This window comes from Streptomyces sp. GLSS-08 (genome assembly GCF_056387915.1).
Genome location: NZ_JBWJAQ010000001.1, coordinates 382,378 through 397,367 on the forward strand (window position 1 = coordinate 382,378; position 14,990 = coordinate 397,367).

The 14,990-nt window shown below is 74.0% G+C and carries 13 protein-coding genes and 1 pseudogene; 12 read left to right on the plus strand and 2 right to left on the minus strand.

Annotated features, from left to right (window positions below; translation table 11 throughout):
* Positions 1-53: 53 nt before the first annotated feature.
* From AC0ZLC_RS01505 to AC0ZLC_RS01560, 12 genes and pseudogenes are all read left to right on the plus strand, one after another.
* On the plus strand, positions 54-317 hold the full coding sequence (locus tag AC0ZLC_RS01505; protein WP_476749994.1) for a hypothetical protein: 264 nt from the start codon (positions 54-56) through the stop codon (positions 315-317).
* Positions 314-1,813 (plus strand): SulP family inorganic anion transporter, encoded by a 1,500-nt coding sequence (locus AC0ZLC_RS01510; protein ID WP_476749995.1) that lies wholly within the window; start codon positions 314-316, stop codon positions 1,811-1,813. The genes AC0ZLC_RS01505 and AC0ZLC_RS01510 overlap by 4 nt, the downstream gene beginning before the upstream one ends.
* Before the next feature lie 146 nt (positions 1,814-1,959).
* Complete coding sequence (locus AC0ZLC_RS01515; RefSeq protein ID WP_476749996.1) at positions 1,960-2,781, plus strand: slipin family protein; 822 nt, start codon at positions 1,960-1,962, stop codon at positions 2,779-2,781.
* Between the two features lie 87 nt (positions 2,782-2,868).
* The gene (locus AC0ZLC_RS01520) at positions 2,869-4,251 is read left to right on the plus strand and encodes a PhoX family protein (RefSeq protein WP_476749997.1); all 1,383 of its coding nucleotides are present in this window, start codon (positions 2,869-2,871) and stop codon (positions 4,249-4,251) included.
* A 175-nt stretch (positions 4,252-4,426) separates the two neighbouring features.
* On the plus strand, positions 4,427-5,281 hold the full coding sequence (locus AC0ZLC_RS01525; protein WP_476749998.1) for a polysaccharide deacetylase family protein: 855 nt from the start codon (positions 4,427-4,429) through the stop codon (positions 5,279-5,281).
* Between the two features lie 92 nt (positions 5,282-5,373).
* On the plus strand, positions 5,374-5,577 hold the full coding sequence (locus AC0ZLC_RS01530) for a hypothetical protein (RefSeq protein WP_476749999.1): 204 nt from the start codon (positions 5,374-5,376) through the stop codon (positions 5,575-5,577).
* A 96-nt stretch (positions 5,578-5,673) separates the two neighbouring features.
* Positions 5,674-6,408, plus strand: a complete 735-nt coding sequence (locus tag AC0ZLC_RS01535; protein ID WP_476750000.1) for a peptidyl-tRNA hydrolase — start codon at positions 5,674-5,676, stop codon at positions 6,406-6,408.
* A gap of 127 nt (positions 6,409-6,535) precedes the next feature.
* The gene (locus tag AC0ZLC_RS01540; protein ID WP_476750001.1) at positions 6,536-7,327 is read left to right on the plus strand and encodes a DUF4142 domain-containing protein; all 792 of its coding nucleotides are present in this window, start codon (positions 6,536-6,538) and stop codon (positions 7,325-7,327) included.
* A gap of 195 nt (positions 7,328-7,522) precedes the next feature.
* Entirely contained in the window at positions 7,523-8,971 is a 1,449-nt protein-coding gene (locus AC0ZLC_RS01545; RefSeq protein ID WP_476750002.1) for an MbnB/TglH/ChrH family RiPP precursor modification enzyme, read from the plus strand.
* 250 nt (positions 8,972-9,221) lie between these two features.
* On the plus strand, positions 9,222-10,013 hold the full coding sequence (locus AC0ZLC_RS01550; protein WP_476750003.1) for a DUF4142 domain-containing protein: 792 nt from the start codon (positions 9,222-9,224) through the stop codon (positions 10,011-10,013).
* A 44-nt stretch (positions 10,014-10,057) separates the two neighbouring features.
* Positions 10,058-10,818: pseudogene (locus tag AC0ZLC_RS01555) on the plus strand (TIGR04222 domain-containing membrane protein).
* Positions 10,819-11,000: 182 nt separating this feature from the next.
* Positions 11,001-12,611 carry an alpha/beta hydrolase gene (locus AC0ZLC_RS01560; protein WP_476750004.1) on the plus strand — a complete coding sequence of 537 codons (1,611 nt, stop codon included), beginning with the start codon at positions 11,001-11,003 and terminating at the stop codon, positions 12,609-12,611.
* A 30-nt stretch (positions 12,612-12,641) separates the two neighbouring features.
* Here AC0ZLC_RS01560 and hemQ read toward each other — a convergent pair whose 3' ends face one another.
* On the minus strand, positions 12,642-13,361 hold the full coding sequence (hemQ, locus tag AC0ZLC_RS01565) for a hydrogen peroxide-dependent heme synthase (RefSeq protein WP_358853119.1): 720 nt from the start codon (positions 13,359-13,361) through the stop codon (positions 12,642-12,644).
* A 4-nt stretch (positions 13,362-13,365) separates the two neighbouring features.
* On the minus strand, positions 13,366-14,841 hold the full coding sequence (gene hemG / locus AC0ZLC_RS01570; RefSeq protein WP_476750005.1) for a protoporphyrinogen oxidase: 1,476 nt from the start codon (positions 14,839-14,841) through the stop codon (positions 13,366-13,368).
* Positions 14,842-14,990: the final 149 nt, after the last annotated feature.

The window sequence follows — 14,990 nt, forward strand, 5'->3', positions numbered from 1 at the left end:
ACACCACGTTTCGTCAGCCGACGCGCCATCGAGGCGCGCCAGGAGGAACCGACATGCAGCCCCTCATCGATCACGCCCGCCCGCGCGGACAGCGCCCGGAGGAGTTCGCCCCGCCGGCCGCGGGCCAGTCTCCGCAGGTCCTGTTCATCACCTGTTCTGACTCCCGCCTGACGCGGCTGCCGCGGCTGCGCTCCTACCCGTGCGTCGCCGACCGGCTGGCGGACGGTCGACCGCGCCTGCACGCCTGGTTCTACGAGGTGCACACCAAAGCCGTACGGGAACACCGCCCGGACACCGACACCTTCGAGTCGCTGTGAGCGCCGCGACGACGCCGGCCGGGGCGCGGCCGGGGCGCCCGGCAAGGTTCCCCCACCTGCGGCAGGACTTCGCCGCGTCGGTCGTGGTCTTCCTCGTCGCCCTCCCGCTGTGCGTCGGGGTCGCCGTCGCCTCCGGCGTGCCGGCCGAACTGGGGCTGGTCACCGGCATCGTGGGCGGGATCGTCACCGGACTCATGCGTGGCAGCAGCCTCCAGGTCTCGGGGCCGGCGGCGGGGCTGACCGTGCTGGTCCTCGAGGCGGTGCGGGAGTTCGGGCTGCCGGTCCTCGGAGTGATCGTGCTGGCGACGGGCCTGCTGCAACTCCTCATGGGAGCCCTGAAGCTGGGGCGCTACTTCCGGGCCATCTCGGTGGCCGTCGTCGAGGGCATGCTCGCCGGCATCGGCCTCGTGCTGATCGCGGGCCAGCTGTACGCGGCGGCGGGGCTGACCGCGCCCGCCTCCGGCCTGGACAAGATCACCGAACTGCCGGGGGCGCTCGTCGGCGCGCTCGGCGACACCGGGTCCCTGGCGTCGCTCGCCCTCGGCGCGGGCACCGTCGCCGTCCTCGTGCTGTGGAAGCGGCTCCCGGACCGGGTGCGGACGGTGCCGGGCCCGCTCGCCGCGGTCGCCCTGGCCACCCTCGCCTCGCTGCTGTTGTCCCTGCCGGTCGCCACGGTCGAGGTGCGGGGGCTGCTGGGCTCGCTCCAGCCGCCGCCCCTCGACACCTTCGGGGAGCTCGCGAGCCCCGGCCTCCTCGGCACGGTCCTCGCCTTCGTGCTGATCGCCTCGGCGGAGAGCCTGTTCAGCGCGGCCGCCGTGGACCGGATGCACGACGGGCCGCGGACCCGGTACGACAAGGAACTGATGGCGCAGGGCGCGGGCAACACCGTCTGCGGGCTGCTCGGCGCCCTGCCGATGACCGCGGTGATCGTCCGCAGCGCCGCCAACGTGCAGGCCGGCGCACGCACCAAGGCGTCCCGGGTCCTGCACGGTGTCTGGCTGCTGCTGTTCGCCGCGCTGCTGCCCGCCGCACTCGCGGTGATCCCGCTGCCCGCCCTCGCCGGCGTCCTGGTGCACGCGGGCTTCAAGCTCATCCCACTGCGCCAGATCGCCGTGCTCTGGCGGGAGCACCGCGGGGAGGCCCTGATCCTCGTCGTCACCGCCGTGTCCATCGTCGTCGTCAGCATGTTCGAGGGCGTCCTGATCGGGCTCGCCCTGGCCGTCGTCAAGACCGCCTGGGATGCCTCGCACATACGGCTCGAGGTCATAGACAAGGGTGCGGGCCCCGTCCAGGCGTACCTCTCGGGCAACGCGACCTTCCTGCGGCTGCCGAAGATCCTCGACAGCCTGGAGGCGCTGCCGCAGGACCGGCCGGTCGAGCTGGACCTGTCCGGGCTGCACCATCTCGATCACGCGTGCCGCGTCGCGCTGGAGAACTGGGCGGCCCGGCACAGCTCGACCGGAACCGAGCCGGTCAAGGTCACACCGGTGCCCTGAGCCGCTCGGCCGCTACCCCGGCCGGGCCCGGCCCACGGCGGGCCCGGCCCACGGCGGGCCCGTGCCGTGCGCGGACTCCGGGGAGCCCGCGGCGGCGGCGTACAGTGGACTTTCCAGGCATGTCGGGCGGCTCGAAGGGGGTCGTCGTGCTCGAAGAACTTCTCGTCGCGGGTGTGGCAGCCGGTTCCGCGGCACTCGTCTACCTCGCCGCGGCCGCCCGGATCGTCAAGCAGTACGAGCGCGGGGTCGTCTTCCGGCTCGGCCGTCTGACCGGCGAGGCGCGCGGACCCGGTTTCACCGCCGTGGTCCCCCTGATCGACCGGCTGCGCAAGGTCAACATGCAGATCGTGACGATGCCGGTGCCGGCGCAGGACGGCATCACCCGGGACAACGTCACGGTGCGGGTGGACGCCGTCATCTACTTCAAGGTCGTGGACGCCGCCGACGCGGTCGTCCAGGTCGAGGACTACCGCTTCGCGGTCTCGCAGATGGCACAGACCTCGCTGCGGTCGATCATCGGCAAGAGCGATCTGGACGATCTGCTGTCCAACCGCGAGAAGCTGAACCAGGGCCTGGAGTTGATGATCGACAGTCCGGCCATCGGCTGGGGCGTGCAGATCGACCGGGTCGAGATCAAGGACGTGTCGCTGCCCGAGACCATGAAGAGGTCCATGGCCCGGCAGGCCGAGGCCGACCGTGAGCGCCGCGCCCGCATCATCAACGCCGACGCGGAGCTCCAGGCGTCCAAGAAGCTGGCGGAGGCCGCCGGTGTGATGTCCGAGCAGCCCGCCGCCCTGCAACTGCGCCTGCTGCAGACCGTGGTGGCCGTCGCCGCCGAGAAGAACTCCACCCTCGTCCTGCCCTTCCCGGTGGAGCTGCTGCGCTTCCTGGAACGGGCGCAGCAGGGGCCGCCGCCGGCCGCGCAGCCGGGCCCCCCTGCCGAGGGTCCGCCGCCGGGCGGCGAGTGACACGTGCTACGCGCGTGGTTCCGGTAGTCCACAGCGCGTGATACCACAGCGGGGTCACAGTCCTGTCCGCCAGCAGGAGGTTGCCCCATGTCCGAGCACGCCCGATCCGCGACGCGACGTCAGGTCCTCACCCGTACAGGCGCGTTGGGTGCCTCGATCGCCTTCGCAGGAAACCTCTCCGAACTCTTCGCGGGCACCGCCGCCGCGCAGGATCTCGGCCACCACGGCTACGGCCCCCTCGTCCCCGACCCGGACGGACTGCTCGATCTGCCGGAAGGTTTCCGCTACCGGGTCCTGTCCCGCGAGGGCGACCCGCTGCGCTCCGGTGAGGGCCTGGTGCCGAGCAACCACGACGGCATGTCGGCCTTCCCCGGCGACCACGGCCGGGTCCATCTGGTCCGCAACCACGAGAACCGGGTGACCGCGAAGATCCCGGTCCCGGCGGTCGAGGGCATCACGTACGACCCGACGGGCAAGGGCGGGTGCACGGCCCTGACGGTGGACCGGCACGGCAAGGTCCTCTCGGAGCGCGTCGCCATCGCCGGAACCGCCGTCAACTGCGCCGGCGGGCCCACTCCCTGGGGCACCTGGCTCACCTGCGAGGAGACCGAGGACAAGGCCGGCACCAACGGCTACACCAAGGACCACGGCTTCATCTTCGAGGTCGACCCGGTGAACCCGCGCCGCACCGGTGCCGTCCCGCTCACCGCGATGGGCCGCTTCCAGCACGAGGCGATCGCGGTCGACCCGCGGCGCGGCATCGTCTACGAGACCGAGGACGCGTTCCTCAAGCCCTTCGGCCTCTTCTACCGCTTCCTGCCCAACAGGCCCGAGGGCGGGGTGGGTTCGCTGCGCGCGGGCGGCAGGCTCCAGGCGATGCGCGTGCCCGGCGTGCCCGACCTGTCGTCCATCCAGGAGACGGGGGCCACCTTCGACGGCATCGAGTGGGTGGACGTACCGGACCCGCTGGCCGCCCGGACTCCCGTCCGGCTCCAGGACTTCGGCCCGAAGGGCATCACACACGCCCAGAAGCTGGAGGGCTGCTACTGGGGCGGGACGTCCGTGTACTTCGTCTCCTCCTTCGCCCACAGCGCGGAGGGCTCGGCCGCGGACCACTATGGGCAGATCTGGCGCTACGACCCGTCCTCGCGCCGCCTCACGCTCGTGATCGTCTTCGGCCCGGACACCGACATCCAGCTCCCGGGCGAGTCCCCGGACAACATCTGCCTCGCCCCGAGCGGCGGCCTCATGGTCTGCGAGGACGGCAACGGCGCCCAGCACGTCTTCGGGGTGACCCGGCGCGGGGAGGTCTACGCGATGGCCCGCGGCGCCCAGAACATCGGCACGCCCGAGGCCCCGGAGTGGGGCGAGTTCGCGGGCGTCACCTTCTCCCCGGACGGCCGGACGATGTACGTCAACTGCTACACGCCGGGCACGACGTTCGCGGTGACGGGGCCCTGGCGCAGGTGAGGCCGGGCGCCCCGGGGCACCCGCCCCGGGGCTCCCCGCGTTCCGCCGACCGCAAGTGGTACCACAACTAAGGCCGGTAGGGACGGGCGGCCGGGCGGGTGACGTCGCCGACCGGTCGGCACGGCACGTACCCGCGATGGGCGATTAGTCACATTTACCCGGATATCTTCATCCGGTGATCATTCTTGTACGACACATCGCCGCCGTCTGCGCGCTGAGCGCCGCCCTGGCCGCCTGCGGCTCCGCCGACGACCCGTCGCCCGCCCGGCCGTCGGCGGCGTCCGCCCGCCCCTCGGCCACCGCCCGCTCCGGCTCCCCGACGCTCGCTCCGGGGCCCGCCGGCCTGACGCCCGTCTTCACGAACGGCCCCCGGACCCGGGACCGGACGGTCGCGCTCACCTTCGACGCGGACATGACCGCGGACCAGGGGGCGCGGGCCGCTTCCGGCGAGCGCTTCGACAACCCGGGACTGATCGCCGCGCTGCGGGAGCTGAAGGTGCCCTCGACCGTGTTCATGACGGGGCGGTGGGCCGACGAGTATCCGCGGGAGGCCCGGGCCGTCGGGCGGGACCCGCTCTTCGAGGTCGCCAACCACTCGTACAGCCACCACGCCTTCACGGGCGACTGCTACGGCCTGCCGACCGTGCCGCGGGAGCGGATGAGGTCCGACGTGGAGCGGGCGTTCGCCGCGTTCCGCCGGGCCGGGGTGCCCGATCCGAAGCCGTACTTCCGGTTCCCCGGCGGATGCTACGACCAGTCGGCGCTGCGGGCGCTGAGCGCGTCCGGCGTCACCGCCGTGCAGTGGGACGTGGTGAGCGGGGACGCGTTCGCGACGGACGCCGACGCGGTGGCCCGCCAGGTGCTCGACGGGGTCCGGCCCGGTTCCGTCGTCGTCATGCACTGCACGCGCAGCGCGGCCCCGACGACCGAGCGGGCGGTGCGGACCATCGTGCCCGAGCTGCGCGGGAAGGGGTTCCGGTTCGTGAAGGTGTCGGAGCTGATCGGCGCGACGGCGGCCCGCCGCCCCTAGACCTGTCCACGGCGGGAGTCCGTCCACGACATCGCGAGGCGCCGTTCCGGCAGGACGGACCGCTGCGGGCGGGCCCGGCCTACGCTGGAGGCATGAGCGACTACTGCGACACCGGCACGGAAGGGGAGGCGGGCCCGGAGCGGGCCGTCGACCCGGTGCACGCGGCGGACGGGCCGCCGTTCGCCGAGTGCGTGCTGTGCCGGAAGCCGACCGAGTACCCGGAGTCGTACAAGGGGGCCACGCTGTGCCCCGTCTGCGAGTGGCAGGAGGCGCAGCGCACCGCCTGCTCGGGCTGACCGGCTCCGGCGGGGCCGGCCCCACGCGTGCCGCGTCCCGCCCGCGGGCGGAACCGCCCCACGGGGGCCGATCTTGCGCCTGGCAGACTGGACGGCGTGACCAGTGATCCGAGCGCAGCCGATCCCGCGCCGTCCGGCGACAGTCCCTTCCGCTCCGAGCGCACGCCGCGCGACGAGGCGCCGCAGTTCGTGCTGCCCCTGGTCGTCCGCATCGAGAAGACCGCTCCCCCGGCGCGTACGGACGCTCTGGAGACGGCGGCGCGCGCCGTGCTGACGGTCCTGAGCGACGGGCGGTCGCTCGGGGACGGGGAGTGGGCGCAGCGCGTGCGGGACTGGCAGGACGCCCGGATCCGCAAGGTGGTGCGCCGGGCGCGCGGCGCGGAGTGGCGGCGGGCCGAGGCGCTGCCCGGCATCACGGTGACCGGCAAGTCCGCCGAGGTCCGCGTGTTCCCGCCGGTCCCGCTGGACGGCTGGCCCAAGGACCTGGCCCGCCTCCAGGTCTCCGGCACGGACCTCGATGACCCGGAGCCCCCGGTGGAAGCGGACCCGACGGCGCCCGTGCTCTGGCTGAGCCCGGACCTGGACATGTCGGCCGGCAAGGCGATGGCCCAGGCGGGGCACGGGGCCCAGCTGGCCTGGTGGGAGCTGTCGGACGAGGAGCGGGCCGCCTGGCGCGACGCGGGCTTCCCGCTCGCGGTCCGTACGGCCGAGCCCGCCGCGTGGAGCGGACTGACCGCCTCCGGGCTGCCGCTGGTGCGCGACGCGGGCTTCACGGAGATCGCGCCGGGGTCGTGCACGGTGGCCGCCGACCACCCCGCGCTGCGCCGCTGACCCCCTCTTCCGCAAAGATCCGGCACTTCGCCGGGGCGATTGAACAGCACGGCCGTCCCGTACGTACCTCCTGGCGCTGGCCAAGCACAGGTCCCAACGACCAGTTGGTTTTCCCCGGGAGGCTCATTTGCGGCGTATCAACGGTACGGCCCTCGTCATCGCGGCCCTCGTCGCCACCGTGGGCGCGCTCGCGTTCCCCGTGTGGTCGTACGCCGACCGCTCGGGCACGGGTCCGTCCAATCTGGCGGCCGGGACGGTGAACACCCGCTGGGGTCCCCTCTCCGCCTCCGACCGCGACCTGATCGTACGCGTACGGCTGGCCGGGCTGTGGGAACTCCCGGCCGGGCAGCAGGCGATCGAGCGGGCCCCCACGAAGGCGGTCAAGGAGGCGGGCGATCACCTGATCGTCGGCCACACCGACCTCGACAAGCGGGTCCGGATCATCGCGGCCCAGCTCGGCGTCGAGCTGCCGAACCAGCCGAACGAGCAGCAGCAGGGCTGGCTGGACGAGCTGACGGCCGCTCAGGGAAAGGACTACGAGCGCAAGTTCGCGAACCTCCTGCGTTCCGCGCACGGCAAGATCTTTCCGGCGATCGGCGCGGTGCGCAACAGCACCCGCAACACGTTGGTGCGGCAGCTCGCCTCGGACGCCAACCAGACCGTGCTCGACCACATCACGGTGCTGGAGAAGACGGGTGACGTCGACTTCGACGCCATCGCCAACGACACGGCGGCCGGGTCGACCGCCAGCCCGACGGGACCGCCGCCGCCCAGCGTGGGGGCGTCCCCGGCCTCGGTGCCGCCCGCGGAGCCGTCCAGCCCTGTCGACGTGTCGTCGAGCCCGTCGCCCGCGGCGCCGGGGGAGGTCAACACGAACCGTCCGGAGCCCAGCGGCGATCCGGCCGGCGAGGTGGGCTGAACTGCGGTGAGCCCGCCGGAGGGGACCTTCAGAACCTCAAATGTTGCTCTGAAGGTCCCCTTCGGCGGATTGGGCCCCGGTTTCCGGGGCCATCACCCCGTCACGCCGGAACACCGGTCCGCCGCGGGGGCGTCGTGAACAGACGGCACGCAGGGTCCGGTCGGGACGTGACGTGACGCAGAAGGGGGCAGGGACATGCAGCAACTGGGGACGGGAATCGGGTGGCGTCCGGAGATCGCGGACGCCGTCGAGCGCATGCCCGGCATCGACTGGGTCGAGGCCGTCGCGGAGAACGTGTGCCCCAGGCACCTCCCCGCCTCCCTGCTGCGGCTGCGCGAGCGCGGGGTGACGGTGGTGCCGCACGGGGTCTCGCTGGGCCTCGGCGGCGCGGACCGCCCGGACCAGTCCCGGCTCACCGCGCTCGCCGAGCGGGCACAGGCGCTGGGCGCGCCCCTCGTCACGGAGCACATCGCCTTCGTGCGCGCGGGCGGCCCGCTCACCGCGTCCCCGCTGCTGGAGGCGGGCCATCTGCTGCCCGTCCCCCGCACCCGGGACGCCCTGGACGTCCTGTGCGAGAACATCCGCGCCGCTCAGGCGGCGTTGCCCGTTCCGCTCGCCGTCGAGAACATCGCGGCGCTGATCTCCTGGCCCGGCGAGGAGATGACCGAGGGGCAGTTCCTCTACGACCTCGCCGACCGCACCGGCGTACGGCTGCTGATCGACGTCGCGAACCTCCACACCAACCACGTCAACCGCGGCGAGGACCCCGCGAAGGCGCTGGACGAACTCCCGGTCGAGGCCATCGCCTACGTGCATGTCGCGGGCGGCTTCGAGCGCGACGGCGTCTGGCACGACAGCCACGCCCACCCCGTCCCGCGGCCGGTCCTCGACATCCTCGCCGACCTCGCCTCCCGGGTCTCCCCGCCCGGAGTTTTGCTGGAGCGCGACGAGAACTTCCCCGCCCCCCGGGAGCTGGAGCGGGAACTGACGGCGATCCGGGAGACGCTGCGCACGGCGGCCCCCCGGACGGCCGGCACCGGAGCCACGCGGACACCCGCCCCGGAGCCGGCGGTCCCCACCGGGCCGGCGGCGACCTCCGCCGAATCCGGCGTCACCGCCGCCGAGCCCGCCGAGCCCGCCGAGCCCGCCGAGCCCGCCGAGCCCGCCGAGCAGGGTGCCGCCTGTGGCGAGAGCGTCGGCTCCGCCGACGCCGACGCCGACGCCGACGGTGCCGCCCGGCAGCGGCTCGCGCTCGCGCAGGCCGCGCTGCTCTCCGCGCTCGTCGCGGGCACCCCGGTCCCCGAGGGATTCGACCGGGTGCGGATGGGCGTACAGGCCAGGGCGCTCGCCGCGAAGCGCGCGGACGTGGTCGCCAAGGTCGCCCCTGAGCTGCCCGGGATCCTCGGCGAGGCGTACCGGCCCGCCTTCCTCACGTACGCGCAACGCCACCCCATGACCGGCGGTTACCGGCGGGACGCCCTGGACTACGCCGAGCACCTGCTGCTCGCCGGGCGCCCCGAGGACGCGGAGGCCCGGCGCCGGCTGCGCGACTGGTGGCTGGACCGGTCCGGGCCGGCGCCGCGCTCCGAGCGCCCGGCGGCCCGCCTGGCCCGAGCCACCCGGCGCGTCCTGCTGCGCCGCTGATCCGGCGCCGCCCCGGCGGCGCGCGACGGGGACGGTCACCGGGTGTGCCCGGACCGACACCCTCGGGCCGGCTCGTCGGCGATTCGACCTCTCTTGCGGTGATGTGGGAGTGGACACATCCCCCGTATCCGGCACCCGCGCGCCGCCGCGGAACCTGTTCCTCCTGTACGGCAGTTGGCGTTCGGACGGCAGTAATATGCCAATCCGCACCCGAAGCGCACTAGCGTGCGGTGCCGCAACAGGAGGCACCTTGCGATCCATCAACCGCAAAGGACTGGTCGACGGAACAGGGCTCGTCGTCGCGGGCCTGACGGCGACCCTCGTCGCGCTGGTCTTCCCGGTCTGGTCGTACGCCGACCGCTCCGGCACCGGCCTGGACACGCTGAACGCGCAGACCGTGTCGACGCGGTTCGGCCCGCTGTCCGGGCTGGACCGGGAGTTCGTCACGAAGGTCCGGCTGGCCGGTCTCTGGGAACTGCCCGCGGGCCAGCAGGCGCAGGAGCGCGGTACCACCCAGGCCGTACGGACCGCGGGCGGGCACCTCATCGAGGGCCACACCTTCCTCGACGCCCGCGTCCGCAACGTCGCCGCGCGGCTCGGCCTCGAACTGCCCAACCAGCCCAACCCGCAGCAGCGCGAGTGGCTGGCCACGCTGGACGCCGCCCACGGCGCGCAATACGACCGGGAGTTCGCGAACATCCTCCGCAGGGCCCACGGCAAGGTCTTCTCGGTGGTCGCCCAGGTCCGCGCGAGCACCCGCAACTCCCTCGTGCGTGACCTCGCCGACGACGCGAACACCACCGTGCTCGACCACATCAAGGTCCTAGAGGCCACCGGGTACGTCGACTTCGACGCCCTCGCCGAGGACGCCGCCACCGCCGCCCCGCCCCCGCTCACCAACTCCCCCGTCCCGCCCGGCCCCACGGACTCCGCCAGGCCGCCCGTCCCGGTGAGCCCCTCCCCGGGCTACCCGCTGCCCCCGGCCGCGTCCAGCCCGAGGCCCCCGGAGGACGGCGAGGACGGCACGGCGTCCGCATCGTGAACAACGTGTGGCGCTCCCCGGCCCGTGTCGCATAGAAAATGGCCATGTTCTGGGTCCTGCTTCTGCTCCTCGCCTGGGTCGCCACCGGGTCGGCCTGCACACGGCTGTGCCTGGCCGCCGTACACGCGGCGGCCGTCGACGAGCAGGGGGGCCGCGGGCACGAACTGACGCTGTACGAGGCCGCGTTCCTGTCCGGCGGGCCGGAGCGGGTCGCCGATCTCACCCTGGTGTCGATGGCCCGCCAGCGCCGGCTGCTGCTCGCGCACACCGGCTGGGCGACCGTCGTGGACCCGGACGGACGGGACGACATGGAGCGTTCGGTGCTGGGCGCGATAGGACCGCTGGGACAGTCCCGGATAACGCCGGTGCGGCGGACCACCGCGGCGGCCGACGCGGTGCGCGCACTCGCCGACCGCCTCGTCGCGGCCGGGCTCGCCGTGCCGGACGGGGCCCGTACGAGCGTGGCCGGCGGCGTCCGCCGGGTCCGGGCGGCCTAGCGGCGGCCGTCCTCGCGCTGGGTGCCGCCGCCCTGCTGCTGCCCGGCCCGGCCGGCGAGGACCGGAGTCTGATCGCCCTCTGGTTCGCGCTCCCCCTCGTCCTGGCCCTGAGCTGCCTCGCCATCGCCCGGATCGAGATCCACCCGTACACCCGCTGGGCCTCCCCGGCCGGACAGCGGCTGCTGGGCGGGCTGTCCCGGCGTCCCTCCGGCACGGGGGACGACCGTACGTACCTGGCCGCCGTCGCAGTGCGGGGCATCCGCGCGGTCCGCGAGCCGGAGCTGCGCGCCGCCTTCGCCCACCGCTAGCAGGTCGGTCTTCATCGACCTTCCAGGACCCGCCCGCGCGCGCCTCGGAGTGCGGCTCACCGGCGCGCGGAGGGGCGCGTCGGGGGCACTGGGGCCGACACCGGCCGGCCGGTGCTTTACTTCGCCGCACGCCGACCGAAACATCCCCTTCTGTCGCTGCCGCGCGCCGAAGGGATCACGTGATGAGAGCCACCGCCCTCTGCACCGCCGCCGGGGCCGTGCTCCTGACCGCCCTCGTCGCCGCCCCGGCGGGGGGCCGGCCCGCGGACACCGCCCGGCCGGTGTTCGCGGACCCGGCGGCCGAGACGCGCGGCACCGCGGTCGCCGCCAGGCGCGCCGCCACCGCCGGCATCCGCTTCGGCTCCTGCTCCAGGGAGCAGGAGCTGCCGGGCGCGCTGCGCTGCGGCTCGGTCACGGTGCCCCTCGACTACGCGCACCCCGACGGCAAGCAGATCGAACTCACCGTGAGCCGCGTCGGGGCCACCGGCAAGGACCCCCGTGACAAGCGCCGGAAGGCGCCCCGGCAGGGTGCCCTCGTCTTCAACCCAGGCGGCCCGGGTGCCTCGGGCATGTACTTCCCGCTCGCCGGTCTGCTCCCCGAGTGGAAGCGCATCGGGGCGGCGTACGACCTCGTCGGTTACGCGCCGCGTGGCGTCGGCAGGTCGGCGCCGCTCTCCTGCCAGGACGCCGGCCGCCCCCGCCGCGGGCCCTCGCAGTCGCCGGCGATCCCCTCCGAGTCGTACAAGAGGGAGCGCGTCGCCGAGGCCAAGGCGTACGCCCGCGCCTGTGCCCGCGAGGCGGGTACCGCGCTGCGGCACTACACGTCGCTGAACAACGCCCGCGACCTGGACGTCCTGCGCGCCGCGCTCGGCGAGCGGAAGCTGACCTTCATGGGGGCGTCGTACGGCACCTACCTCGGGGCGCTCCACGCGACGCTGTTCCCCTCGCACGTGCGCCGCATGGTCTTCGACTCGGCGGTGAACCCCGACCCGGAACGGATCTGGTACCGGACCAACCTCGATCAGTCGGCGGCCTTCGAGGGACGCTGGGCGGACTTCCGCACATGGGTGGCCGGGCACGACGACGTGTACGGTCTCGGCCGCACCGCCAAGGCGGTAGGGCACGCCTACGGGAAGGCGCGCGCACGGCTCGCCGCCGAACCCGCGGGCGGCAAGGTCGGCCCCGGACAATTGCAGGGGGCGTTCCTGCAGACCGGGTACTACGACGACTACTGGCCGCGGCGCGCCCTGGCGCTGTCCGCCTATCTCAGGGGCGACCCGAAGCCGCTGATCCAGCAGGCGGGACCGCATCCAGAGGCGGCGGAGCAGGACAACGCCCGCGCGGTCTACACGGCCGTCGAGTGCAACGACGCCCCGTGGCCGACGGACTGGCGGGTCTGGGACCGCGACAACACGGACCTCGCCCGCGTGGCGCCCTTCGAGACCTGGCACAACGTGTGGACGAATCTGGCGTGCGCTTACTGGAGCGGTCCCCGGCAGCGGCCCCTCGACGTGCGGACGCTGCCGGGTGAGCTGCCGCCGACGCTGATCCTCGCGGCGGAACGCGACGCGGCCACGCCGTACGAGGGGGCCCTGGAGCTCCGGCAGCGGCTGTCCGGCTCCGCCCTGGTGACCGAGCGGGACGCGGGCACGCACGGCGTCGCCGGCGGGCCCAACAAGTGCGTCAACGGCCATCTGGAGGCGTACCTGCTGGACGGCCGGGTCCCGGAGGGGGGCGCGGACTGCGCCCCCCGTGCCGAGCCGGCGCCGGTGCCGCCGGGCGGTCGCGCGTAGGCGGCCCCCCGGCAGCCGCGGACGCGCTGATCAGGCGAGACCGGCGACCAGCTCGGCGACGTCCTTGCGGCGGCCCGTGTAGAACGGGACCTCTTCACGGACGTGCATCCGGGCCTCGGAGGCGCGCAGGTGCCGCATGAGGTCGACGATGCGGTACAGCTCGTCGGCCTCGAAGGCGAGGATCCACTCGTAGTCGCCGAGGGAGAACGACGCGACGGTGTTGGCCCGCACGTCCGGGTAGCCGCGGGCCATCTTGCCGTGGTCGGCGAGCATGCGGCGGCGGTCCTCGTCGGGCAGCAGGTACCAGTCGTAGGAGCGCACGAACGGGTAGACGCTGATGTAGTTCCGGGGCGTCTCGTCGGCGAGGAACGCCGGGATGTGCGAGCGGTTGAACTCGGCGGGGCGGTGCAGCGCCATGTTCGACCACACCGGCTCCAGGGCGCGGCCCAGCCGGGTGCGGCGGAAGAGGTTGTACGCCTCCTGGAGCTGGTCGCTGGTCTCGGCGTGCCACCAGATCATCAGGTCCGCGTCGGCGCGCAGTCCGGACACGTCGTACGTACCGCGGACGGTCACGTCCTTGGCGGCGAGCTGGTCGAACAGCTCCTGGACCTCGTCGGCGTAGCCCGCGCGGTCCTCGGGGAGGGCATCACGGAGCTTGAAGACGGACCACAGCGTGTAGCGGATGACCTCGTTGAGGTCCTTGGCCAGCTTGCCCTTGTTCGGGATCTTGGCGGGGGCGTCGTCACTCATGGGGCTATTCTCCCGCGCCGCCGTGCAGACTCTGCACCGGGTTCGCGGTCAGCGCGTCCAGTCCGGCGCTCTCGCCCCGCACCGCGTCCACCGCCGCGTACGCGCTCGCGATGCACGCCGGGATGCCGACGCCGTCGAACGCCGCGCCGCAGACGGCGAGGCCGGGCAGCCCGGCGACGTGCTCGCGGACCCGGGCCACGCGCGCGTGGTGCCCGACCGGGTACTGCGGCAGGCCGTCGTACCAGCGGGTGACGCGGCCTGCGACGGGGACGGCCGTCACGCCGGTGGCCTCCCGCAGGTCGTGCCGGGAGACGCCGACGAGGTCCTCGTCGTCCCGGTCGAGCACCTCGCTCTCCCCGTACCGGCCGACGGAGGTCCGCACGACGAGCAGGTCCGGGTTCTCCTCGTCGATCCAGCCCCACTTCTGGGAGGCGAAGGTGGACGCCTTGATGGTGCGCCCGTCGACCGGCGGCACCAGGAAACCGCTCCCCTCGGGGAGGGTGACGTCGGCGCGGCGGTAGGCGAGGGTGATGAGCGCCATGGACGCGTACTCGACGGCGGCAAGCTCGGCCGCGGCCGCGGGTGCCTCGGCGCGCAGCAGGGCCGCGGCGGCCGGCGCGGGCAGGGCGAGCACGACGGCGTCGGCGTGCAGGACCCGGTCGCCGACGGTGATCCGCCAGCCGGCGTCCGGCCGGCCCTGCGGGCCGGTGCGGCGCAGCTCGGTCACCGGTGCGCCGGTGACGATCTCACCGCCCCGGGCGCGGACCGACTCGGCGACCGCGAGGGGCAGTTGCCCGACACCGCCCCTGATGCCCATGAACACGGGCCCGGTCCGGCTGCCGGCGGCCGCCTTGTCCTGGATGTCCCGGACGGCCTCGGTGAGCGAGTCGTGCGTGCGGGCGGCCTGGAAGAGCTGCGGGACCGCGGAGCGCATCGAGATGCGGTACGCGTCGCCCGCGTAGACCCCGCCGAGCAGCGGTTCCACCAGACGGTCCACGACCTCCCGGCCGAGCCGCTCGGCGACGTGGGCGCCCACCGCGACGTCGTCGCCGATCTCCGTGCGCGGCAGGTCGGCGTCGCGCCCGATGCGGCGCAGTCCCTCGTCCGAGAGGAGTCCGGCGAGGGCGGCGGCGGTGCCGGGGACGCCCATGACGTGCCCCTTGGGCATGGGGCGCAGGGCGCCGCGGGTCCAGATCGAGGCCGTCGCGGTGGCGGGCGGCCCCAGCCGGTCCGCCAGGCCCACCTCGCGGGCGAGGGCGACGGCCTCCGGGCGGCGCGCGAGCATCGACTCGGCGCCGAGGTCGACCCGCGCCCCCGCGATCTCGCCGGGCAGCAGTTTGCCGCCCAGACGGTCCGACGCCTCCAGGACGGTCACGCGCGCACCGGTGCCCAGCAGGCGGTGCGCCGCCGCCAGTCCCGCGATCCCGCCGCCGACGACGACGGCCTGTCCCGAACCGGTACGAGTGTCCTGTGCACGCATGCCTCCACCCTCTCAGACCCGGCCGGCGGCCCCGCCGCGAGGCCGGTGTCCCGAGCGAGTCCTTTCCGTGACCGCATCGGAACCGGACCATCCCAACGTCCCGGCCGGTCCGGGCGTCGAAGGAGCGTCAGTCGTCACGACACACCCGG

Bases quoted from the DNA above. Each gene is read 5' to 3' on its own strand.
- AC0ZLC_RS01545 (WP_476750002.1), top strand. From the start codon at position 7,523: ATGCAGCAACTGGGGACGGGAATCGGGTGGCGTCCGGAGATCGCGGAC.
- AC0ZLC_RS01530 (WP_476749999.1), top strand. From the start codon at position 5,374: ATGAGCGACTACTGCGACACCGGCACGGAAGGGGAGGCGGGCCCGGAG.
- hemG (WP_476750005.1), bottom strand. From the start codon at position 14,841: ATGCGTGCACAGGACACTCGTACCGGTTCGGGACAGGCCGTCGTCGTC.
- AC0ZLC_RS01505 (WP_476749994.1), top strand. From the start codon at position 54: ATGCAGCCCCTCATCGATCACGCCCGCCCGCGCGGACAGCGCCCGGAG.
- hemQ (WP_358853119.1), bottom strand. From the start codon at position 13,361: ATGAGTGACGACGCCCCCGCCAAGATCCCGAACAAGGGCAAGCTGGCC.
- AC0ZLC_RS01520 (WP_476749997.1), top strand. From the start codon at position 2,869: ATGTCCGAGCACGCCCGATCCGCGACGCGACGTCAGGTCCTCACCCGT.
- AC0ZLC_RS01560 (WP_476750004.1), top strand. From the start codon at position 11,001: ATGAGAGCCACCGCCCTCTGCACCGCCGCCGGGGCCGTGCTCCTGACC.